Here is a 19,665-nt window from a genome sequence, read left to right on the forward strand (position 1 = left end):
ACAACGTCATGACCCGCAACAGCTAGACTTCTCGCCAGTGAAGGTGCCGGCGCAGAGGGCGCGGGCCAGGGGTCGGGGCCGATGCGGGCCGGGATGGAGTCACCACGATGAAGCACCTGCGGGGAGTGCGCCGAGCCGGAGTTCTGGCGCTGGCGGCGATGACACTGGCCGGCTGCAGCGCGGGAGGGGGCGCGGAACCGTCGGCGGACCCTGCAGAGGACGGGCAGGCGGCGGCCGCGGAGTCCGAGGGGCCGGCGGAGACCGACGGCAGCGCCGAGGAGGCCGAGGCGACAGCGGCCGCTCTCGAGTTCACGGAGGAGTCGGGCGTCGCGGCGATCGAGGCCGTGGTCCCCACCTCGCAGGTCTTGGGCTCGGAGGAGATCTACGCGTCGCTCGAGGAGTCCGTGACCCAGCTCGAGGGGATGGACTCCACCGATGCCTGCGCAGATCTGGTGGTGGAGTCCTACCGGTACCAGCTCGAGAACCGGCGTCCGCAGGTGCAGGGCGTCATCGCCGAGGAGGCTCTGCTCGAGCGCGGCGCCGTCGAGAGCCTCAGCGTCGCCACGGTAGGGGCCGCCGAGGACGTGGAGGAGGACGGCTCGCTGACGCGCGAGGAGTGCCTGGAGGACACGGACGAGCTGACGACGGAGGAGTCGACGCTCGGGGAGTGCGACGTCGTCGAGGAGCAGTACACCCGCAGCGAGCGCTTCGCACGGTGGACGGTCGTGATGACCTGCCAGGAGGTGCAGGTCATGTACAACCTGACGAAGGAGGGCGCGATGGAGAGCGAGTTCGAGGAGTGGAGCGAGGAGGCCACCTCGCGCGCGACGGAGATCTTCGAACAACTCGCGAGCTGAGTCCCTTTACCTCGCGGGCCCGATCTGTCAGGGTCGAGGTGCTTACGCGGTTTAGTGAGCATTTCAGTTTCTCGACGATGAGGAGTCCCCGCCATGGACCGACGACAGTTCACTCTCGCGACCGCAGCACTCGGCGCATCGGCCGTCGCCGGCGCCGCGATCCCCGCCGCGGCCGATAACCGCACCGCCCCCGCTGAGGAGCCGAGCGGGCCGCAGTACTTCGGCTACTACCGGGTCTGGAACGACACCTCCGCGAAGGACTCCGAGGGCCGCACCTCCATGGCGCAGATCCCGGCGGAGGTCGATCTCGTGTTCGCCTTCGCCGAGGTGACCGCGGAGGATGAGGGCGCGTTCCCCACGGTGCTGCGCAACGGGTACGTGCGCGCCTTGCACGCCAAGGGCACACGCGTGGTCGGGACCGTCTTCGTGGACAAGCTTCTGGACCCCGACTACCCGAACACCGACGAGGGGCATCGGCAGCTCGCCGAGCACCTGGTGGCGACCTACGTGACCGACCTCGGCCTGGACGGCCTGGACATCGACGTGGAGCGCGACTTCAGCGACGAGGAGCTGGAGCGGGCCCGCGGGGTCTTCACGCACCTCAGCGCGCAGCTGGGCCCGCGATCTGGCACCTCGCGCCTGCTCATCTACGACACCAACCAGGAGGGCGACACCGCGCTGTTCGCCCACGCGGCGGATCTCGTGGACTACGTGCTGGTGCAGTCCTACGGCCGATCCGTCGACGGCCTCCAGGCCACGTGGGAGACGTACCAGGAGCTCATCGACCCCTCGCAGTACTTCATCGGCTTCTCCTTCTACGAGGAGCGGGGCGCCACCTGGGGCGACGTGGACCAGCCGATCGAGAACAGCCGCGCCTACGCCTACGCGCAGTGGCAGCCCGACGGGGCGCGCAAGGGCGGGATCTTCTGCTACGCCCTGGACCGTGACGGCGTGGCCGAGGGCGACGACGAGATGCAGCCGACCACCTACTCCTGGTCGAAGACCCTGAAGGATGTGATGGCGCGGGAGGGCTGAACGGTTCAGTCCGCTGCCTCGCGGAATATCTCTTCGATCTCCTGCAGCTCGGGGCACCGCTGCCTGACCCGGCTGTACATCGACCCGGCCAGGCGCCCGATGTGCTCCCTCCCGTGGCCCGGCCCTCGATGCACCCCGAGCGATTCGGCCGCCGGATCGAAAAACGCCTCCTTGGGGTCGCGATGCGCGCGGATAGTGGCGAACGAGTCGGTGAGCACGGTCCTGCCGCATGCCGCGAGGCCCCATACCTCGACTTCCTGGTGCGCCGTTCGGCCATCGACATTCTGAGTCGCGCGAAGTCTCTGCGCGGCGTTCTGCACCGCGGTGAGGAGTCGGGCATCGTTGGCCGGGCTGCCGTCACGGTCGATGCAGTACAGGAACAGATCCGCCATCCCGTAGCGTCGCCGTACCTGGTCAAAAAATGCCGTTGTGAGCACGGTGTCTATCCCTCGGGGGTGGGGCTTGGACACCATCCTCACGGTGGCGCGAGGCTTCCCGACCCAGGCCAGCGCGGCTTTCAGCACCGGGGTGAGGATATACGAGTCGAGGCGATCGTCCTCGGGGATGACGATGACGTTGAAGCTCACTCGTCCTCCTCTCCCGCGGAGGTGGTCCCGGACAGCGCGGCGATGTCCTCGAACCAGCCGTCGCTCATGAGGTCGGAGAGATCGTCCTGATCGATGACCTCGGTCATGCTGCGTTCCTGCTTCACGTCCCATGCGGTGCTGATCCCGCTCTCGGTACGAGCGATGAGGATAGGACGCGCATCGTCAGCGTGGTACCCGTGTTCGAGCAGCTGGGGTGAATGAGAGGTGGCGATTACCTGCGCGGCGCTCGCGCGCACGCTCGTCTCGATGAGATCGAGCAGGAGGTCGACCCTGTGGGGGTGGATCCCGTTCTCCAGCTCCTCGAAGAACAGCACGCGCGGGGTGGCTTCGTGGAGCATCGCGGCGACCATCGCGAGGAAGCGTACGGTGCCGTCCGAGGCCGAGGTGAGTGGTGTCTCGTGGCCATTGCCCTCGATGAGCACAGCAAGTGTGTTGCCGTTCAGATCGTCCTCGAAGCGGAGGTCGACCGCGTCCATCGGGGTGAGTGCGCGGATCCAGGAGGTGAGCACTTCTCGGGCGCTCTCGGTCTCCGAGAGGGCCGCGAGCACCGACGAGAGGTTGTCACCGCGATCCCCCAATGTGGTGATTCCGCGCTGGCTGCTGCGACGTGCTGCATCGGGGTCGAGGTCGAGGAACCGCATCGCTCCGAGGAACTGCTGTGCCCGACGGGCTGCCTCCCTGTTCTGCTCTGAGGTCGCTCCCGGTTCGAGCATCTGTGTGAGCAGCGGCCGGTCGGTGAGGAAGGTCTGCTCCGGTGGGCGGCCGCTGGGGGAGCGCATTCGCACCTTGATTGTGCGGTGGGCGGAGCCTGGGCCGAGGCCGTCACCGTCGGGATGAGTGTCGAACACGTATTTGCCGCGTTCCTCGAGTGCTTCGCCGACAACCTCCGGCGTGTTCCCAGCAACTGCGAGGGTGAGCCGGTACCGCATCGCAGTCGGCTTCGAAGTCTCCGTCGTGCCCGGCACGGTGAAGTCTGCCTCGATCTGGAACGCATGGTCCTCGACGCCGTAGCGGACTGCCTGCCGCGCCCCTCCGCGCACGCCGGTCCATACGCGGACGCCGCCCTCGGCCCACTTCTCGCCCAGGATCTCGGCCACCGAATAGCCACGCCCCACGCCGTGGAGGATCCGGAGCGCATCCCGCACATTCGACTTCCCGCTCGCGTTGGAGCCAATCAGTAGCGTGAACGCATCCAGCGAGAAGGTCGTGTCCTTGAAACTCTTGAAATCCATCAGGCGGAGGCGGGTGAACATGGGCGTCCCTCTTGAATCTCGTCGACGCGTGGCAGCGGGGCCGGGTATAGGGAGTGTAGACGGCCACGATGCCGCAACGGGATGCTCACTCGTCCGAGCGGGAGAACCGGTTCGTCATCCGGTTGCTGGCCGTGAACAGCACCGAGCCCAGCAGCGCGTCGGTCGCCTCGCGGATCTGCTCGGCGATGGCGGTGTTCGCCGCGGCCAGCAGCGCCGGGACCTCCTCGGCGCTGCCGGCCCCGGCGGCGGCCTCGTCGGCCGCGCGGACGGCGGCGTGCCCGAGGGCGAGGGTTCTCTGCTGGTAGCGCTCGATGTCGGGGAGGGTCTCGGCGTGGTGCGCGTCGGCCAGTGCGGCGATGAGCCGTGAGGTCCAGTAGAAGCTGTCGGTGCTCACCGCCTCGCCGGTGGTGGCGAGGTAGGTCGGGGCCTCCTCGACGTTCGTGAACATCGGGATCAGCGTGTTGAACGGGTTCGAGGCGAAGCACACCCACTGCAGGGCGCGGTGCGTCTCGGGCAGGTGCGGGCGGATCTGCAGGATCGCGAGCGCGTTGTGGCGGTTGATGCCGATGGGGCGGAAGGCGCGGCGCTCGGCCTCGGTGCCACGGGACGAGTACGGGTCGAACACGGTGCCCTGGTAGTGGGAGCTGAGCACGTCCTTGACGTCCTCGACGGTGAGCAGGCGTTCTGGGCGACGGCTCCACGGCAGGTCATCGGAGTCCGGGCTCACGCCGGGGTGCCCGCCGTCCCAGTCCTCGCTGGTGGGGTTCAGGGTGCGCTGCATGAACCAGGCACGAGGCGTGTTGTAGACGTGGTCGTGCTCCGAGTGGGAGCCGAACGCCTCGCGGGGGTTGAAGCGTGAGGCGTCCTCGTCGGCACTGTCGCGGAGGGTGAGGTCCAGGTGGTGCTCGCGCACGAACTCTCGCAGATCGGGGCTCGCGAGGTGGTCGCGGCCGGGCCCTTCGGCGTCGCCTACGTCGAAGGAGTCGATGCCCAGCTGGTTCGGCATCGTCACGTAGTGATCCTCCGGCACGCGCCGCGCGATCCAGTGATGCCCGCCCACGGTCTCCAGCCACCAGATGTCCTCGGCATCGGAGAAGGCGATCCCGTTCATCTCGTAGGTGCCGTGCTCGGCCAGCAGCGCACCGAGGCGCTCCACGCCCTCGCGGGCGCTGCGGATATGGGGGAGGACCAGGGTCACGAAGTCCTCCTCGCCGAACCCGCCGGGCTGGTCGCCGTGGCGCTCGACCAGCGGATCCGCGCCGAGCACCCGAGGGTTGGAGGTGATCGTCTCGGTCGCGCTCATCGCGACGTCCGCCGCGTTGATCCCGGCGCAGCCCCAGATCCCCTCGTGCGGCAGGGCGTTCGGGATCGCGGTGTACCGCAGCGGCTCCTCCGGCAGGGCGATCGTGCGCCGCCCGATCACGCTGGTGTAGGTGCGCGGCTGGTTCTCCGGCTGCACCACCACGACCCGCTTGGGATCGAAGGTGCCGTTCGAGGAGTCCTCGGTGCGGGCGACCAGGGGCGAACCGTCGGCGCTGGCATGGCGGCCGACGAGGAGGGTGGTGCAGGGCATGGGGTGGTCACCTCAGGCGGGTTGGGTGGAGTGCGGGGTCGCGGGGTCGCGGTGGGTTCCACGGTAGACCTCAGTAGGGTGTGAGCGGGAGCTTGGCACGTGTCATGCGGTGGGCCGCTCCTCCCACGACTGGTCCAGAGGGCTCCAGATGCCGGTGGTCCGCTGCCCTGACAGCACCTCGTTGAGGCACACCCCACCGGTGCGTAGGGACGCGTCCAGGCTGTAGAGCTCGGGCGGGAACTCCGCGAAGTCCTGCGCAGCTTTCGGGAACTCCGTCTCCCAGGTCGGGTGGGGGCTCTGCAGGGCAGTGGGCAGAGGCTTCATGCGTCGGCGCTGCTGCTCATGGGCCAGCATCTCGCTGAGGCGACCAGCATCTACCTGGACGTCCTGGACGATCCGGACGAGGTCAGCGAGGTCGCGGTACCGTGTCGACGGCTGCCCTTCTCGGTGGATTTCGTACATCGCGCAGACCTTGTCCGCGAAGTGATTCTCGATCGGCACTACGGGGACGGCAGGCAGGCCCCGGATACTTTCGTGGTCGATGATCGGCTCCGGCACGATGTATTCGACCGGTCCGTTGACGTGGCGGCGTGTCGACAGATCGATCGTGAAGGCTTCGAAGTCATCGCCAGCGAGGACGACGCGCAGGTACGCCTTCGCGGACTTCGTCCCGTACCCGTACTGGTCGCGATGATCGTGCGGCTCGACGCGATCGACCTCCAGGGTGAATCCGTCGCCGACGTCGCGCCCGACGATGTCCCGAAGCTCCACCAGCAGCTCGTCCCCGCCGGCCCAGCCGTCGGCCCGAGCCATATCGACATCCTTCGTGAATCGACCGCCTCCCGTGCGCAGCAGCAAGGCATTTCCTCCGAGCACCATCCATTGATCACCGTCCACGCTAAAGAATCTGCGGTAGAGCAGTGCGAACGCGAACTGCTTGCGGATCGGGTCCGAGGCGACTCCGCGCTCACGAGCCTTCGCGTTCAGCTTCGCCTTCAGGGACATCCTCAGTCCAGCTGGCGTCTGCGGCCTGGATTGCTTCGTCGCCATCGCTCACTTTCTTTCGTTCCGAGGCCTGGACATCCATGCCCTGGCCACCCGAAGGGTTCGTGGCCCATGGGGAGCCTAGGCGCATCGACTTGTTCAGGTCGCGGAGGGTCGAGGAGCGGAGAGCATCCAGAGCGGGCATCCGGAATGATTCGAGCACATTCGACGTGGTGGCTCTCCATCGTGTAGCCGTGTGCTGAGCGGGAAGGCTCCGGATAGCGTCGAGGGCCGGTGGGTCGGCAAGTCCCCATAGGGTGCTCGCACGATCAGCGGTGAGGGTCTTCCACTGGTCCGCGAACATGTCGCCGAAGGTCTTCTCCATCAGCTCGCGGACCGCATCGCCCCCGAGGGTCCGCATGAGAGATTCGCGCGCAGACGCGAGATTCTCCGCGACTGGCGGGAGCCCAGCGCGCTCAAGGCACGCCTCGACCAGAACGTCGCCGTCCTCGAACCCGTGGCGTGCCGCCGCCCTGTCGAGGCGGCGTGCCAGATCGCGTGGCCGGACCTGCGGCGACGAGAGCGCGTCTCGCACGACGTAGGCGAGATGGTCAAGGTCGACGCCGCCGTCGGCGATGTCGCCAACGGTTCGCGGGATCGAGGTCACAGGGAGGCCACTGATGATGGCGACGTCGTCGTCGGGCAGATCACCGCGGTGGATACGCACGTCGGGCTGACTGGTGCGCCGCCTGATCGTCGAGGTGAACTCGTGGTGGGGGGCCACGAGATCGCCGAGACCATGGACTCGAGCGGCTGAGACATGAGAGACGGCGACGTCGGGCTGGCCAAGGCGCTGCTCTGCAATCTCTGTGGGATCAGTGCTCAGCCATGCGGCGTGAAGGTCCTGAAGCGACTCGTCCCCGGCGGTGGGAAGTGCGTAGACGCCTCGGCGGGCCTGGTAGATGAGCTCGCGCTCTCGGAGCCTCCCGAGAGCGACACGGGAGATTCCGTACTGCTCTGCCTGGCTGGTGGTCACGAGTCCTCGCTGACTGGAGCCCAGCTCCTGTAGCGTCGCTAGCGCATCGACTGACCTCATCGCACACCTTCCTGGCTCAAATGTTACATCTGAGTGTTACATCTTTGCCATCAATGTGCCAGGGGGTGCCCCGAAAGTAACAGAGGTCGCGGCGTCAGGGCAGACTGTGCAACTCAGAACTCGGTCACCGACGCAGCGGACTCGCCGTCGGCGACGGGGCCTTGGTGCCCGAAGATGTGTTCGTCGAGGGGCACGATGACGTCAACTGGGCAGAGCTGACCACGTCGCCCCTCACTCCGACTGCAGCACGTCCCGCTCCTGCAGCAGCTTCGCACGCATGGAGCCCAGCAGCAGCCCGGGATCGGCGAGCGCGATGCCGGCGAAGCGATGGGGGAGCGCGGCCGCCTGCGCCAGCGTGCGAGCGCGCTGGCTCGGGGCGCTGCGCAGGTCGAAGGCTGCCCGCAGGTCCTTCTCGTGCAGGGGCGCCGGCGCATACCCCATGAGGTCGTTGCCGCGGGCGATGATCGAGACGACCGCCGCAGCGGTGTTGCGGGTGCTCGCCTTCCGTCGCAGCACCGCATCATCGAGCTGGGCGACGCGCACCAGCAGGCGCCGGCAGGCGGTGAGGAGCTCGTTGAGATCGGCGGATCCGGGGTGGTGCTCGAGAAGCGCGGACGCCCCCTCGATCAGGTGCGCGTCGATCTCGGCGGCGAGGTCCCGCAGCTCCTCGGGGAACTGCTCGAGAGCGAGCTCCTCTGCAGGCAGCGGCGTGGTGTTCAGCGTCGCGAGCGCCTCGACCCCGCCCGCCCGCAGAGCGAGATCCGCCAGGCGCAGCGCGCTGGGGTCCTCGAGCTCGAGCGCGAGGTCGACCTGCTCCTCGAGTCGGCGAGCGCGCATTCGCGGATCGGCGTGACGCGCCGGGAACTGCTCGAGCACCGGAGCGATCGCGCTCAGGGTGCGCGCACGCACGGACGGATCCTCGTCGGTCCGCTCGAGGGACCAGGCGATCAGCGCCGGGAGGGCGGACGGGATCAACGTGACCGCGTCCTCGGAGAGGAGCGGGCTCGTGGGCAGCACGTCGGTGACGATCCACTCGGTGAGCTCCGGATCCCAACCCAGCGGATCGCCGAAGCCCGCGTCGAGCAGGATCATCAGGTACGCGACCAGATCATCCAGCGCCTTGCCGTGTGCGAGGCCCACGGCGTGCTCGGAGGCGGTGAACTCCTCGATCAGGTCGGTGCCGTCCTCGAGGAGCCACGGCGGGCGCTCGGGGACGGGGCGAGCGGCATCGCGGGAGACGCCGGCACCGAGGCCGTCCTGGTCGTACCCCGTCCCTCCCTCCGGCATGAGGGTGACGACGAACTCGACGAAGGGTCGCAGCATCGGCCACTGTTCCCAGTCACGAGACTGCTCCACATCCGCCGCAGTGGACGCGAGGGCCTGGTGGAAGCGGGCGCGCGCGTCCGCCGGGTCAACGATCTCGAGGACCTCGTCCAGCGACGTCCCGTCGTTGGCCATGATCTCCCGGTACTTGTCGGTGACCTGCTCCATCGGCTCGCCGATCACGAAGGCGTCCTTCACGTACGGTGCGGGGCTCCACGGGATGTAGGCGATGAGCACGGCCCGCACGCCGCGGGGAAGGGCCAGCTCCACCATCAGGTTCTCCCCGGCACCGTCGGAGAAGGCGACTCCCTCGGTGACGGAGGCCTGCGCGAGCCCGGAGACCTGCGGCGGCATCGGCTGGCGGCGGGCGGTGACTCCCACCCGCGCCCGGGAGCGGAGCTCCGCATCGGGACACATCGCCGCGACCATGTGCAGCAGTGCGGTGGTCTCGGCGACGTTGATCTCGAGGAAGGTGTCCAGCAGGTCCACCCCTTCCGGCAGCTCCTCGGAATGGTGCTGCAGGTCCGCGATCTCCGTGACCAGCGGTGCTGCGGCGACCCAGAACGCGGTGGGATCGTCGGAGCGCAGCGCCGGGCGGAGCACCTGGATCAGGGGGTTCTCCGCCGCCGGTTCGGCGGGAGTGGTCGCGGGCCGCGCAGGGTGCGCGGTGCGACGGTGCGGGTGCTGGCGGGCGGCGCCCTGCCCGAGCGGGTTGCGGTTGCGAGGGCGTGGACTCATGGGGCCATTCCATCAGGTGCGGGCCGACAGGGCGAGAAGGTGACGGTGAGGCGCGAGAACGGGAGAGCCCGGCCTCGCGCCGGCTACCTCGCACCCGGGCCGCCGACTCTCTGCCCCGGCGGGCGTCCGAGCACGGCCACGAGGTGGGCGCCTTCGACCGGCTCAGTCCCCGTAGCGCATCTCGACCCGGCGATTGGCCGCGTAGGAGGACGGGTCGTCGGGGTCCTCGGTCGCGGCCAACTGCTGGCTGCCGTGTCCGGTCACCTCGAGGGTGAGGTCGGGGCGCTGCGCGGTGAGCGCGTCGGCGACAGCCTGGGCGCGGTGCTCGGAGAGCTCCTGGTTGTCGAAGTCGTACAGTGCCTGGTTCACGGGGCGGGAGTCGGTATGCCCTCCCACCTGGACACTCGCCCCCTCGGGGATCTCGGCGGCGAGCTCGGCGATGCGGGCGGTGGCGCTTCCCGGCAGGTCCCAGGTGTTGGAGGCGAACAGGATATCGGCCTCGAGCACGATCACCTGGTCGTCGGCCGGTTCGGTGCTGCCCAGCGAGGTGATCGAGCTGGGCGCGACGTAAGTGGTGATCGAGTCGTCCAGGACCGTCTGGGTGATCTCGAAGGGCTGCTCGGGCGGCCCCTCCGCCTCACCATCAGCGAGTGCCGGTGGACTGGCGATCGCCAGGACCAGCAGCGCCGCCGCGCATGCGGCGAGGCGGCCCACGGGATGTCGGTCGAGCGCGATGCGCAGGTCGGGCCTCCGGGCGGGGGAGCGGCGCGTCGTGGTGTCGGTCATCGTCATCCCTCCCCGTCCTCGGCGCCGGGCTCACCCGTCGCATCGCTCGGGCCCTGCTCGATCGGGACGTCCTCGAACTCGGGGCCGGCCGGTATGCCGACGTTGACGGTGTCGATCTCGTCCACGGGTGCGGCGTAGTTCGCCCAGTACGCCTGGGTGTCGCCGGAGGCGAGCTCGTGCACGGCCTGCTTGCTGTTCCAGACCCCCTCGGTATCCCAGCTGCCATTGGTGCGCAGGATGTCGTAGCGCTTGAGGTTGACGCGGTCGAAGAGCGCCGGCCCCACGTTGCTGTGGTTCTCCCCGTGCAGCTCCCAGAGCGTGAACGCTCCGGGCTCGGTGAACTCCGGGGTGAAGGTGAGCAGCAGCTCCATGGTGTCGCCGCGCACGCGCAGATGGTGCAGGCCGACGGTCATCGTCCCGTCGATGTCGCCGCTCGGCAGGGTGTAGCTGATCGTATCGACCGCGTCGGCCGGATCGATCACGGCGGCGGGCTCGGCCTCGTCGGCCTCCTGCGAGGGATGCTCCTGCCCGCCGCCGTCTGAGGCATCGGATCCGTCGGCCTGCTCGTCGGCGGTGGGCTCGTCGGCGGAATCCTCGAACTCAGCCTCGCCGCCGCCGCCGGAGCAGGCCGTCATCGACAGCCCGGCCAGCGAGGTGAGGGCCAGCACGGCCTGGCGCCGCGTGGGCCGGAGAGTGCGGCGGTCTGTCATGGTCATGCTCCTTCGGTCGGGCGCCGGCTGCGCGGACGCCATCGATGTGGTCTCACGGTGTATGTCGTCGCGGAGGGCGGTTCGGTTGCATCGGATCCCGAGAAAGTTCTCAGCCGCCGCGAGGTCACTCGAGAACCCGCACCGTGCGCCGTGCCTCCAGCTCCTGCCCGTCGGGGGCGCGGGCGCGCAGCACCACCTCCGCGGTGCCGGGCCCGGAGGCGGTGAGGACCGTCTGCTCGGCATCGACGAGGTGGGAGCCGGTGGGCAGGGACCACACCCAGGAGTCGGCACCCTCCACCTCGGCAGTGAACACCGCCTCCTCACCGACTCTCACCTCGTCCGGACCCTCGATCGCCAGCGAGACACCGCCCGCTGCCGACGGCACGGCGCCGCGGAGGTCCAGCAGGCTGCCGAGCCCCAGCCCGGTGACCAGGGCGAGCACCAGCAGCGCTCCGAGGACGGCGCGACGGCGCAGGCGGTATCCGACGCCGGCGCTGGCCGAGAGCGACGAGGCGGACGACGGCTCGGGGCCGACCGGCGAGGCGGCCGACGGCTCGTGCGCGGCCGGTGCAGTCTCGAGGGCCAGGGCCTCCTCGACCTCGCCGAGCCATGTCGTCGCGTCGGCCTGGCGGGCGCCGGGATCCTCCTGCAGTCCGCGCTCGAGCGTCCGGTGCAGCGCCGCGGGCAGGTCGGCATCCTGGACGAGCCAGCGCAGCACGGAGGACATCGCCCAGATGTCGGCGCGGATGTCGACCACAGCGGGCCGGGACTGCTCGGGTGGACGGAACCCGTCGGTGCCGGCGGCGACGGTGAGGCCGGAGCTGACGGCGAGGTCCTTGCACATCCCGAGATCGGCGACCAGCAGGCGCTCGTCGGCGCCGAGCACCGACGCCGGCGGAGTGACGGCATCGCCCTGAGTCACACCGGCGACTCCGCCGGTGCTGGTCAAGAGCAGGTTCCCGGGGCTCAGATCGCGGTGGACCAGCCGGGCCCGATGCACCGCCCCCACCGCGGCCGCCAGCGGCCGGGCAAGAGCCAGCGCATCCTCTCGGGTGGCGCGCCAGCCCTCGGCCCGCAAATTCTCGACGCGCTGACGCAGGGTGCCGCGGTCGGCGATCTCGAGCACCAGGTACGGCTGCTGCCGGGAGGTCTGGCCGATGTCGTGGACCGTGACCAGGTGCGGGCCGCCGACGCGGCGCAGGGTGCGGCCCTCGGCGATGAAGCGCTCCCGGATCTCGGGGTTCAGGCTGTGGTTCTCAGCCAGGACCTTGACGGCCACGGAGGCGTCGAGTCGCTCGTCGTGTGCGCGGTGCACCGTGGCGAAGGAGCCGACACCGAGCACCTCGTGCAGCCGGTAGTGGCCCAGCAGCTCTGCCATCAGAGCTTCTCGGGAGCGGGCTGGTCCGCGCCCAGCCGGCCGGCGAGCATCGCGCGGCCCCGGCTGACCTGTGACTTCACGGTTCCTTCGGCGCGGCCCAGCCGTGCGGCGATCGCCGCATAGGGCAGCTGCTCGAGGTCACGCAGCTCGACCGGCGCCCGGTAGCGGTCCGGCAGACCGGCCAGCACCTGCTGCACGCTGACCCGGTCCGCGATCAGCGAGCTCATCCGTGCCGCAGGGCGGTGCTGCTCCTCGAGCTCCACGGTGCGTCGCTGACGGCGCAGATGGTCCGCCACCCGTCGGCGCACGATGCTGTGTACCCAGGTGGTCACCTTCGACCGGCCGTCATAGCTGTGGATCGACTGCGCGATCGAGATCAGGGAATCCTGGGCGACATCATCCACGGCGGGGGGATCCAGCAGTGCGGCGCCGGCGAAACGGCGCACCACTCCGGTCGCATCGAGGGTCTCGACGAACAGCTCGAGTGCTTCGGGGAGCGTGACAGAGAGCTGCGCGAGCGCGGCCAGCACCTCGTCCTGCGCGCCCGCGCCGAGGAGAGCGTCGGCGGTGCGGCGGGCGGCGTCGATCCGGCCCGTCGTCAGGTATCGCTCCAGCTCATCGCATGCTCGTGCCGCCGCCTCGGCCGGCGACCCCCGTTCCGTCCCCATGTGCGCGAGCCTATCGTGCGGGTCGTGGCGGCCGGTGCCGGACGTCGCAGGCTGGACTGTGCCGATCTCGAGCCCGGGGGCGGCACTCCGCTGAGGGCGAGGTCAGGGTGCCCCATCACGCAGGGACCCCACAGGCTCACCCCCGGTCCAGCGCCCCCGGCAGCTCCTCGTGCCACTCCGCCGGTGCCTCGGCCGCCGGGGCCGCCGGCAGCACGCCCTTCCCGTCCGGGTGCGGGATCGCTCCCAGCAGCGCCTTCGTGTAGGGGTGGACCGGATCGGCCCAGACCATCGCCGTCGGCCCGGATTCGACGATCCGGCCGCGGTACATGACGGCCACGCGGTCGGCCATGATCCGCACGACGGACAGGTCGTGGGAGATGAACAGCATGCCCGCTCCGGCCTGGAGAACCAGTCGGCGCATCATCGAGGCGACCTCGGACTGGCTGGAGGCGTCCAGTGCGGAGATCGGCTCGTCGGCGACCAGCAGGTCTGGCTGTGCGGCCAGGGCCCGGGCGATCGCGATCCGTTGGCGCTGACCGCCGGAGAACTGGTGCGGGTAGCGGGTGACCATGTCGGGGTCCAAGCCCACGGCGCCGAGCCACTGACGGGGAGCGTCCGAGGACAGGCCGCGACTTCGTGCCGCGGTGACTCCGTCGGCGATCTGGTCCCCGACCCGCTTGCGCGGGTTCAGCGAGGAGTTCGGGTCCTGGAACACCATCTGCATCGCTGTGAGCTCGGCCTTCCGGCGGCGCAGTCCCAGCGGCGGCACCGGTGCTCCCCGGAATCGGATGTCCCCGGAGTGGGGCTTCTCCATGCCGATCACGGCGCGGGCGGTGGAGGATTTTCCGCAGCCGCTCTCGCCGACCAGCGCCAGCACCTCGCCGGCGCTGATCGTCAATGAGACGCCGTCGACCGCCCGCACGGTGCGGTGCCCGCGGTACTCGACCGCGAGGTCCGTCGCTTCCAGAACGGTGCTCATTCGTCGTCCTCCACGAGTGACTGCTGCGCATCGGGCATCGACTCCAGCAGCGTGCGCGTGTAGGCGTGCTGGGGCGTCGTGAAGACGTCGTGGGTGCTGCCGGATTCGACGATCTGTCCGTGGCGCATCACGGCGACGTCGTCCGCGACGGCGCTCATCACGCCGAGGTCGTGGGTCACCAGCAGCACGGCCAGGTCGCGCTGGTCCACCAGTTCCCGCAGGAGATGGAGGATCCCCGCCTGGACGGTGACGTCGAGGGCCGTCGTCGGCTCGTCGGCCAGCAGCACCTCGGGGTCGCAGGCCAGGGCGACGGCGATCGCGATGCGCTGGCGCTGACCGCCGGAGAACTGGTGCGGGTACCTCCGCAGCGCCTCGGCGGGGTCGGGCACGTGCACCTGGGTCAGCAGGTCGATCGCCCGCTGCCGGGCGTCGCGCCGGTTCAGGCGCAGGTGCGCACGCACGTGGTCGGTCAGCTGTGCCCCGATGGTCAGCTGCGGGTGCAGGCTGGCCGAGGGATCCTGGAACACCATGGCGATGCGCCGGCCCCGCACCCGGTTGAGCTCTCGGGGGCGCAGCCCGACCAGTTCGGTGGTGCCCAAGCGGATCGAGCCACCGACCTGCGCGGTCGCCGGCAGCAGCCCGAGCACGGCCATGGCGCTGACGGTCTTCCCGGAGCCGGATTCCCCGGCGAGGCCCTGGATCTTCCCGGGGGAGAGGTCGAGCGAGATGCCGGAGACCACCTGCACGGGGTCATGGCGTCCGAAGGCGATCGTCAGGTCGCGGATGCTCAGGGCGCTCATCGTCCCTCCTCCGTCGTCGGGTTCTCGACGGCCGCCGGTTCCTCGTGCTCGGTGCCGCCGGCCGCGCCCTCGCGCTCGGCGGAGGAGAGCGGGTCCAGCGCATCGCGCAGCGAGTCGCCGATGAAGTTGAACGCCATCACCACGGTGAGGATCGCCAGGCCCGGGAAGACCCCGAGCCACCAGGCATCGATGTGGCTCATCGCGCCGGAGATCATCGAGCCCCATTCGGCGGCCGGCGGCTGGGCGCCCAGGCCCAGGAACGACAGACCGGTCAGCAGCAGGATCGCGGTGCCGATGTCGAGGGAGGCGAGCACCAGCACGGGGCCGGCGACGTTGGGCAGGATGTCGCTGCGCAGCGATCTCCACGGGGAGTAGCCCAGCAGTCGTCCGGCGATCACGAAGTTCTGGGTGCGCAGACTCAGCACGAGCGAGCGCACCACGCGGGCGTACTGCGGCCAGGACACGACGATGCCCGCGATCACGGCATTCAGCAGCGAGGGACCCAGCGAGGCGGCGATGATCATCGCCAGGATGACGGTGGGGAACGCCATGATCAAGTCGGTCAGGCGCATCAGCGTCTCATCGACCCAGCCGCCCACGAATCCGGCGATGGAGCCGATCAGGGTGCCGAGCACGGTCGCGCTGACCACCATGAGCAGGGCCAGCGGCATGGTCACCCGGGCACCGGTCAGGAGGCGGGAGAACACGTCGCGTCCCACCTGATCGGTGCCGAGGACGGAGGCATCACCGGGGGCTGTCAGGCGGGGGAGCTGTTGGGCGAGCGGATCGTGGGGCGCCGCCCAGGGAGCGATGAGCGCGATCACGATCCAGGCCAGAGCGATGATCGCGCCGACCATCGCCAGGGGAGTGCGCCAGGCGGTCGGGATCGCACGGAACAGGCGGCCCCGACGGAGGCGCGTGCGGGGGGAGGTCGATGCGCTCATGCCAGCCTCACCCGGGGATCGAGGACCCCGTAGAGCAGGTCCACCGCGAAGTTGATGACAAGGTAGATCACGCCCACCACGAGCCCCACGCCCATCACGCCCGGCAGATCGAGGTTGATCGCGGAGTTGAACGCATAGGTGCCGAGCCCCGGCCAGGCGAAGACGGCCTCGACCAGCACGGTCCCGGACAGCAGCACGCCGAAGGCGACGCCGACGACGGTGAGGATCGGCAGGGAAGCTCCGCGCAGCACGTAGGCGCCGATGACCCGGCGACGGGGCAGCCCCTTGGCGCGGGCGGCGCGGATGTAGTCGGTGTCCAGCACCTCGAGCACGGCGGCTCGGATGAAACGGGTGAGCAGGCCGATGGTGAACAGCGACAGCACCAGCACGGGCAGCGCCAGATGGGCGAGCGCGTCGAAGAAGCCGACGGGGTCGCCGCCCAGGATGAAGTCCACGGTGTACAGCCCGGTGACGGTGGGCGGCGGGGTGAATGTGGGGTCCAGCCGCCCCGCGCCCGGTGCGACGCCCAGGCGGAGGAAGAAGGTGTGGTACGCCATAATGGCCAGCCAGAACGTGGGCACGCTCAGGCCGAGCAGGGAGACGACCCGCAGCACCTGGTCGGTCGCGCGGCCGCGGTGGTGGGCAGCGATGGTGCCGAGAGCGAGGCCGACGGCGAGGCTGACGACGATCGCACAGAGCGCGATCTCCACCGTCGCCGGGACGGCGGTGGCCAGTTCGGTCGCCACCGGGCGGCCGGTCTTGATCGAGGTGCCCAGATCGCCCTGGAGCAGAGCCGCTAGGTAGATCAGGTACCGCTCGGGGATGGACTTGTCCAGTCCGTGCTCCTCGACGTACGCGGCCACCGTGGCGGGGTTGCTCGCCGCACCTTCGCCCAGCGCTGCGGCGACCGGGTCGCCGGGCACGAGCGCGGTGAGCACGAACGTCACCATGGTCACGCCGAGCATCAGCAGCACCGAGGTGCCGAGGCGGCGCAGGATGTACCCCAGCAGCGGCCAGCGCTGCCAGAGCCGGGCAGGCTTCTGCGATGTGGTGGTGGCGGTCATCGTGGGGGAGCTCAGCCGGCGGGCTGGAGCAGCGGGATGTCGAGAGTCCAGTTGGTGTTGTTCTGGACGTTGGTGACGGTGGCGCTGCTGGCCAGGTTGATGCCGGGGACGATCAGGGGCACGAAGGGCCCCTCCTCCTGCATCGCGGTGGCGTACTCGCGCATCGCCTGCTCGCGCTCCTCGACCGAGGTCGCGTTCGCGGCGGTGCTCACGAGCTCGGCGATCTCCGGGTCTGCGTCGGCCTCCCAGCCGGCGCGCAGGCCCACCTTCTCGCCGGGGCCGAAGGGCAGGAACGAGGACGAGTCGGCGAAGTCGGGGCCCCAGTACCACATGGAGAAGGCTTCCTGGCCGCCCACGTACGGCTCGATCTGGGAGGCGAAGGGCGCCGGGGCGAGCTCCACGGTGATGCCGGCGTTCTTCAGCTGGGCCTGGACCCGTTCGGCGACGGGGGTGAACTCCACACCGCCGACGGGGTTGTCGCTGGGGAACTGCAGCGTGATGGTCTCACCGGCGTAGCCGGATTCCTCCAGCGCCGTCTTCGACCGTTCCAGATCCTCGGCGACACCGCTGTCCAGCGCGCCGGTGAACATCGGCGGGATCACGCCGGTGGCCTGCACCGAGCCCTCGCCGGCGAGCTGCAGGAGCTCCTCGTAGTTCAGGGCGTAGCGGACGGCCTCGGCGAACTTGGGATCGGCGGTGACCTGGCCGACCTCCTCGTTCTGATTGACCAGCAGGAAGATGGTCTGGGCGGAGGGCTTCGAGGTGACGGTGAAGTCCTCACCGAGCTCGGCGACCTGGGCGCCGTTGAGGTCGACGGCGAGGTGGGAGTCCCCGCCCTGGAGGTTGATCAGCTGCGTCGCGGACTCGGTGACGTTCCGGATCACGATGCGCTCGAACCCGGGCGCGTACTCGCCGTTGTACTCGGGGTTGGGCACGAGCACCGCGCGGGAGGTGATGTCCATCGAGTCCAGCAGGTAGGGTCCGGAACCGGCGGAGGCGCTTCCCAGGAAGTCCTCGGCGGCGTCGTCGTCTCCCGTGGTGCCGCCGTTGTCCTGGACCAGCTCCGAGTTGAGGATGGACAGCGCCGGGTTCGTGACGATCGCGGGCAGCTCGAGGGAGGGGTCCTCGGTGGTGAGGGTGATGGTCATGTCGTCGACCTTCTCGACGGTGATGCCGTTCATCAGGAAGTTCGCTTTGGACTCGGTCATCCCCTGCACGCGGGTCAGGGAGAAGACGACGTCGTCGGCGTTCACGGTGGAGCCGTCGGAGAAGGTGCGCCCCTCGGCCAGGGTGAACGTGAAGGACGTCGCGTCCTCGTTCTTCTCCATGGTGGCCAGCGAGGGGATCGGCTCGTCCTCCTCGGAGCCCTCGAAGGTGAGGAGCGTGTCGTAGACGGCGTGCAGCATCATGTTGCCGGTGGGCACGTAGTTGCGGCCCGGGTCCCCGGTCTCGAGGGAGAACGCGGTGTCGATCACCAGCGTGGACGAGCCTTCCCCGCCGCCCCCGCCCCGGAGGAGCCACCGGCGGAGTTGCCGCCGGAGCAGCCGGCCAGTGCGAGGCTCGCGCCGAGCCCGAGAGCGATGACGGTGCGACGAGAGGTGCGGTGCACGGAAGCCTCCAACGGTGGGTCACCCGCGATGGACGGGTGGTGGAACTGCGGGTGTGACAGGGAACTATATGTCCTCCCTCACGACCCGGATCGATCATCTCTACCTACTGAGACGTCACCTGCGGCAGAATGTCCAGAATGAACAGCGATCCGACGAGGACTTCAGGACGTTCCGCCGCAGGAATCGACGACATCAGCTTTCGCATCCTCCAGGTGCTGCGAGATCACGGTCGAATCTCGATAGCGGCACTGGCCCAGGAGGTGGGCGTGTCCCGGTCGAACGCCTATGCGCGGGTCGAGGCGCTGACGGACGCAGGGGTCATCACCGGCTACGCCGCGCAGATCGATCCGGTGAGGGCCGGCCTCGGGGTCTGCACCCTGGTGTTCGTGACGGTGCACCCGCAGCGGCTGCCGGAGTTCCTGGAGGAGATCTCGGGGATCCCGGATGTGGAGTCCGCCAAGATCACCACCGGCGAGCACGACGTCATGCTGCTGACGCGCGGGGCGGACGTCGAGGGCGTGCACAGCTTCGTGGTGGGCGTGGTGGCAGCGCTGCCGCAGGTCAAGAGTGTGGAGACGGTGCTTGTACTCGACGAGGTGTTCGACCGGGGCCGGCTGCTGCCGCCGGATCTGGGCGATCACCAGCAGGTGGCGGCCGAGCGGGGGCTGCTGCGCTACACCCGCACCAATCCGGACCGGCCCAGCAGCATCGACTGAACCGCAGGCGGCCGACGGGTCGGGCGCACGCTCAGACCTGCAGGCAGACGCTCTCATGGGCCGCGCCGTCCTTCGTGAACTCCTCGATCAGCGCGATCGTGCCGTCGCGCTCCTCGACGCGGCTGGTCGCCTCCCCGCGCACCACGCTGCGATCGGCGACCAGCTCATGGGCGAAGGAGATCGCGAGCTCCGTGCCGGCCAGCTGCCCGACGAAGCGACCTTCGGTGACCGTGTCCCCGGTGTAGCTGCCCCATACCAGTTCGCCCTGCTGGTGGTAGACGAAACGGGTGGGGGAGGTCGGGTCCACGACGGAAGCGGTGGAGGAGGCCATGTCGAAGACGAGGCCGTCGAGAGAGAGGGAGGAAGGGGTTGGCATGGGGTGAGTATGGCGCACCCGGAGGAGGCGTGCGAAGGCGGGAGCGCGGTGCTGTCACACGCGGCCTCGGGAGCTCTCGGCCGTAAGGTGGCGGACGCCTGTCGAACTCTCCGGGGTTTGTGCGTCTTGGCTCCCGCGTAAACTCAATGTTATGTCGCAGGACATCG

The 19,665-nt window shown here is 69.5% G+C and carries 20 protein-coding genes; 3 read left to right on the plus strand and 17 right to left on the minus strand.

Annotated features, from left to right (window positions below; genetic code table 11):
• Nucleotides 1-107 precede the first annotated feature (107 nt).
• Together CIK71_RS07060 and CIK71_RS07065 are read left to right on the plus strand one after the other, a co-directional pair.
• On the plus strand, nucleotides 108-857 hold the full coding sequence (locus CIK71_RS07060; RefSeq protein WP_096164495.1) for a hypothetical protein: 750 nt from the start codon (nucleotides 108-110) through the stop codon (nucleotides 855-857).
• 93 nt (nucleotides 858-950) lie between these two features.
• Nucleotides 951-1,892 carry an EndoS/ChiA family endoglycosidase gene (locus CIK71_RS07065; protein WP_096164496.1) on the plus strand — a complete coding sequence of 314 codons (942 nt, stop codon included), beginning with the start codon at nucleotides 951-953 and terminating at the stop codon, nucleotides 1,890-1,892.
• A 5-nt stretch (nucleotides 1,893-1,897) separates the two neighbouring features.
• Here the strand turns inward: CIK71_RS07065 and CIK71_RS07070 are convergent, their stop codons facing one another.
• From CIK71_RS07070 to CIK71_RS17995, 16 genes are all read right to left on the minus strand, one after another.
• On the minus strand, nucleotides 1,898-2,479 hold the full coding sequence (locus CIK71_RS07070) for a hypothetical protein (RefSeq protein WP_096164497.1): 582 nt from the start codon (nucleotides 2,477-2,479) through the stop codon (nucleotides 1,898-1,900).
• Entirely contained in the window at nucleotides 2,476-3,753 is a 1,278-nt protein-coding gene (locus CIK71_RS07075; protein ID WP_096164498.1) for an AAA family ATPase, read from the minus strand. The genes CIK71_RS07070 and CIK71_RS07075 overlap by 4 nt, the downstream gene beginning before the upstream one ends.
• Nucleotides 3,754-3,838: 85 nt before the next feature.
• The gene (locus CIK71_RS07080; protein ID WP_096164499.1) at nucleotides 3,839-5,326 is read right to left on the minus strand and encodes a C69 family dipeptidase; all 1,488 of its coding nucleotides are present in this window, start codon (nucleotides 5,324-5,326) and stop codon (nucleotides 3,839-3,841) included.
• 102 nt (nucleotides 5,327-5,428) lie between these two features.
• Complete coding sequence (locus CIK71_RS07085) at nucleotides 5,429-6,331, minus strand: nucleotidyl transferase AbiEii/AbiGii toxin family protein (protein ID WP_158541924.1); 903 nt, start codon at nucleotides 6,329-6,331, stop codon at nucleotides 5,429-5,431.
• Nucleotides 6,294-7,406 (minus strand): type IV toxin-antitoxin system AbiEi family antitoxin domain-containing protein, encoded by a 1,113-nt coding sequence (locus CIK71_RS07090; protein WP_096164501.1) that lies wholly within the window; start codon nucleotides 7,404-7,406, stop codon nucleotides 6,294-6,296. Before CIK71_RS07090 ends, CIK71_RS07085 begins: the two co-directional genes overlap by 38 nt.
• Nucleotides 7,407-7,637: 231 nt before the next feature.
• Entirely contained in the window at nucleotides 7,638-9,467 is a 1,830-nt protein-coding gene (locus tag CIK71_RS07095) for a hypothetical protein (protein WP_096164502.1), read from the minus strand.
• 162 nt (nucleotides 9,468-9,629) lie between these two features.
• Entirely contained in the window at nucleotides 9,630-10,259 is a 630-nt protein-coding gene (locus CIK71_RS07100; protein ID WP_096164503.1) for an OmpA family protein, read from the minus strand.
• Nucleotides 10,256-10,963: a hypothetical protein gene (locus CIK71_RS07105; RefSeq protein ID WP_096164504.1), complete on the minus strand. Its 708-nt coding sequence runs from the start codon at nucleotides 10,961-10,963 to the stop codon at nucleotides 10,256-10,258. The genes CIK71_RS07100 and CIK71_RS07105 overlap by 4 nt, the downstream gene beginning before the upstream one ends.
• 124 nt (nucleotides 10,964-11,087) lie before the next feature.
• A complete protein-coding gene (locus CIK71_RS07110; protein WP_096164505.1) occupies nucleotides 11,088-12,341 on the minus strand; it encodes a serine/threonine-protein kinase in 1,254 nt (417 codons plus the stop codon).
• Nucleotides 12,341-13,009: an RNA polymerase sigma factor gene (locus tag CIK71_RS07115; protein WP_096164506.1), complete on the minus strand. Its 669-nt coding sequence runs from the start codon at nucleotides 13,007-13,009 to the stop codon at nucleotides 12,341-12,343. The genes CIK71_RS07110 and CIK71_RS07115 overlap by 1 nt, the downstream gene beginning before the upstream one ends.
• Nucleotides 13,010-13,145: 136 nt before the next feature.
• Nucleotides 13,146-13,988: an ATP-binding cassette domain-containing protein gene (locus CIK71_RS07120; RefSeq protein ID WP_096164507.1), complete on the minus strand. Its 843-nt coding sequence runs from the start codon at nucleotides 13,986-13,988 to the stop codon at nucleotides 13,146-13,148.
• On the minus strand, nucleotides 13,985-14,788 hold the full coding sequence (locus CIK71_RS07125) for an ABC transporter ATP-binding protein (protein WP_096164508.1): 804 nt from the start codon (nucleotides 14,786-14,788) through the stop codon (nucleotides 13,985-13,987). Before CIK71_RS07125 ends, CIK71_RS07120 begins: the two co-directional genes overlap by 4 nt.
• Complete coding sequence (locus CIK71_RS07130; protein ID WP_096164509.1) at nucleotides 14,785-15,732, minus strand: ABC transporter permease; 948 nt, start codon at nucleotides 15,730-15,732, stop codon at nucleotides 14,785-14,787. Before CIK71_RS07130 ends, CIK71_RS07125 begins: the two co-directional genes overlap by 4 nt.
• Nucleotides 15,729-16,796 carry an ABC transporter permease gene (locus tag CIK71_RS07135; RefSeq protein WP_096164510.1) on the minus strand — a complete coding sequence of 356 codons (1,068 nt, stop codon included), beginning with the start codon at nucleotides 16,794-16,796 and terminating at the stop codon, nucleotides 15,729-15,731. The genes CIK71_RS07130 and CIK71_RS07135 overlap by 4 nt, the downstream gene beginning before the upstream one ends.
• 11 nt (nucleotides 16,797-16,807) lie before the next feature.
• Nucleotides 16,808-18,271, minus strand: a complete 1,464-nt coding sequence (locus CIK71_RS07140; RefSeq protein ID WP_245857368.1) for an ABC transporter substrate-binding protein — start codon at nucleotides 18,269-18,271, stop codon at nucleotides 16,808-16,810.
• Nucleotides 18,268-18,405, minus strand: coding sequence for a hypothetical protein (locus CIK71_RS17995; RefSeq protein WP_245857370.1), 138 nt, complete (start codon nucleotides 18,403-18,405; stop codon nucleotides 18,268-18,270). The genes CIK71_RS07140 and CIK71_RS17995 overlap by 4 nt, the downstream gene beginning before the upstream one ends.
• A gap of 138 nt (nucleotides 18,406-18,543) precedes the next feature.
• Here CIK71_RS17995 and CIK71_RS07145 point away from each other — a divergent pair, with 138 nt between their 5' ends.
• Entirely contained in the window at nucleotides 18,544-19,122 is a 579-nt protein-coding gene (locus CIK71_RS07145; protein WP_096164511.1) for an Lrp/AsnC family transcriptional regulator, read from the plus strand.
• A 31-nt stretch (nucleotides 19,123-19,153) separates the two neighbouring features.
• Here the strand turns inward: CIK71_RS07145 and CIK71_RS07150 are convergent, their stop codons facing one another.
• The gene (locus CIK71_RS07150; protein ID WP_217990150.1) at nucleotides 19,154-19,498 is read right to left on the minus strand and encodes an avidin-fold protein; all 345 of its coding nucleotides are present in this window, start codon (nucleotides 19,496-19,498) and stop codon (nucleotides 19,154-19,156) included.
• Nucleotides 19,499-19,665 lie beyond the last annotated feature (167 nt).

The sequence above is a fragment of the Brachybacterium alimentarium genome, from assembly GCF_002332425.1.
GTDB classification, from domain to species: domain Bacteria; phylum Actinomycetota; class Actinomycetes; order Actinomycetales; family Dermabacteraceae; genus Brachybacterium; species Brachybacterium alimentarium.

Bases quoted from the DNA above. Each gene is read 5' to 3' on its own strand.
- CIK71_RS07060 (WP_096164495.1), top strand. From the start codon at position 108: ATGAAGCACCTGCGGGGAGTGCGCCGAGCCGGAGTTCTGGCGCTGGCG.
- CIK71_RS07065 (WP_096164496.1), top strand. From the start codon at position 951: ATGGACCGACGACAGTTCACTCTCGCGACCGCAGCACTCGGCGCATCG.
- CIK71_RS07075 (WP_096164498.1), bottom strand. From the start codon at position 3,753: ATGTTCACCCGCCTCCGCCTGATGGATTTCAAGAGTTTCAAGGACACG.
- CIK71_RS07080 (WP_096164499.1), bottom strand. From the start codon at position 5,326: ATGCCCTGCACCACCCTCCTCGTCGGCCGCCATGCCAGCGCCGACGGT.
- CIK71_RS07085 (WP_158541924.1), bottom strand. From the start codon at position 6,331: ATGTCCCTGAAGGCGAAGCTGAACGCGAAGGCTCGTGAGCGCGGAGTC.
- CIK71_RS07090 (WP_096164501.1), bottom strand. From the start codon at position 7,406: ATGAGGTCAGTCGATGCGCTAGCGACGCTACAGGAGCTGGGCTCCAGT.
- CIK71_RS07095 (WP_096164502.1), bottom strand. From the start codon at position 9,467: ATGAGTCCACGCCCTCGCAACCGCAACCCGCTCGGGCAGGGCGCCGCC.
- CIK71_RS07100 (WP_096164503.1), bottom strand. From the start codon at position 10,259: ATGACGATGACCGACACCACGACGCGCCGCTCCCCCGCCCGGAGGCCC.
- CIK71_RS07105 (WP_096164504.1), bottom strand. From the start codon at position 10,963: ATGACAGACCGCCGCACTCTCCGGCCCACGCGGCGCCAGGCCGTGCTG.
- CIK71_RS07110 (WP_096164505.1), bottom strand. From the start codon at position 12,341: ATGGCAGAGCTGCTGGGCCACTACCGGCTGCACGAGGTGCTCGGTGTC.
- CIK71_RS07115 (WP_096164506.1), bottom strand. From the start codon at position 13,009: ATGGGGACGGAACGGGGGTCGCCGGCCGAGGCGGCGGCACGAGCATGC.
- CIK71_RS07120 (WP_096164507.1), bottom strand. From the start codon at position 13,988: ATGAGCACCGTTCTGGAAGCGACGGACCTCGCGGTCGAGTACCGCGGG.
- CIK71_RS07125 (WP_096164508.1), bottom strand. From the start codon at position 14,788: ATGAGCGCCCTGAGCATCCGCGACCTGACGATCGCCTTCGGACGCCAT.
- CIK71_RS07130 (WP_096164509.1), bottom strand. From the start codon at position 15,732: ATGAGCGCATCGACCTCCCCCCGCACGCGCCTCCGTCGGGGCCGCCTG.
- CIK71_RS07135 (WP_096164510.1), bottom strand. From the start codon at position 16,796: ATGACCGCCACCACCACATCGCAGAAGCCTGCCCGGCTCTGGCAGCGC.
- CIK71_RS07145 (WP_096164511.1), top strand. From the start codon at position 18,544: ATGAACAGCGATCCGACGAGGACTTCAGGACGTTCCGCCGCAGGAATC.
- CIK71_RS07150 (WP_217990150.1), bottom strand. From the start codon at position 19,498: ATGCCAACCCCTTCCTCCCTCTCTCTCGACGGCCTCGTCTTCGACATG.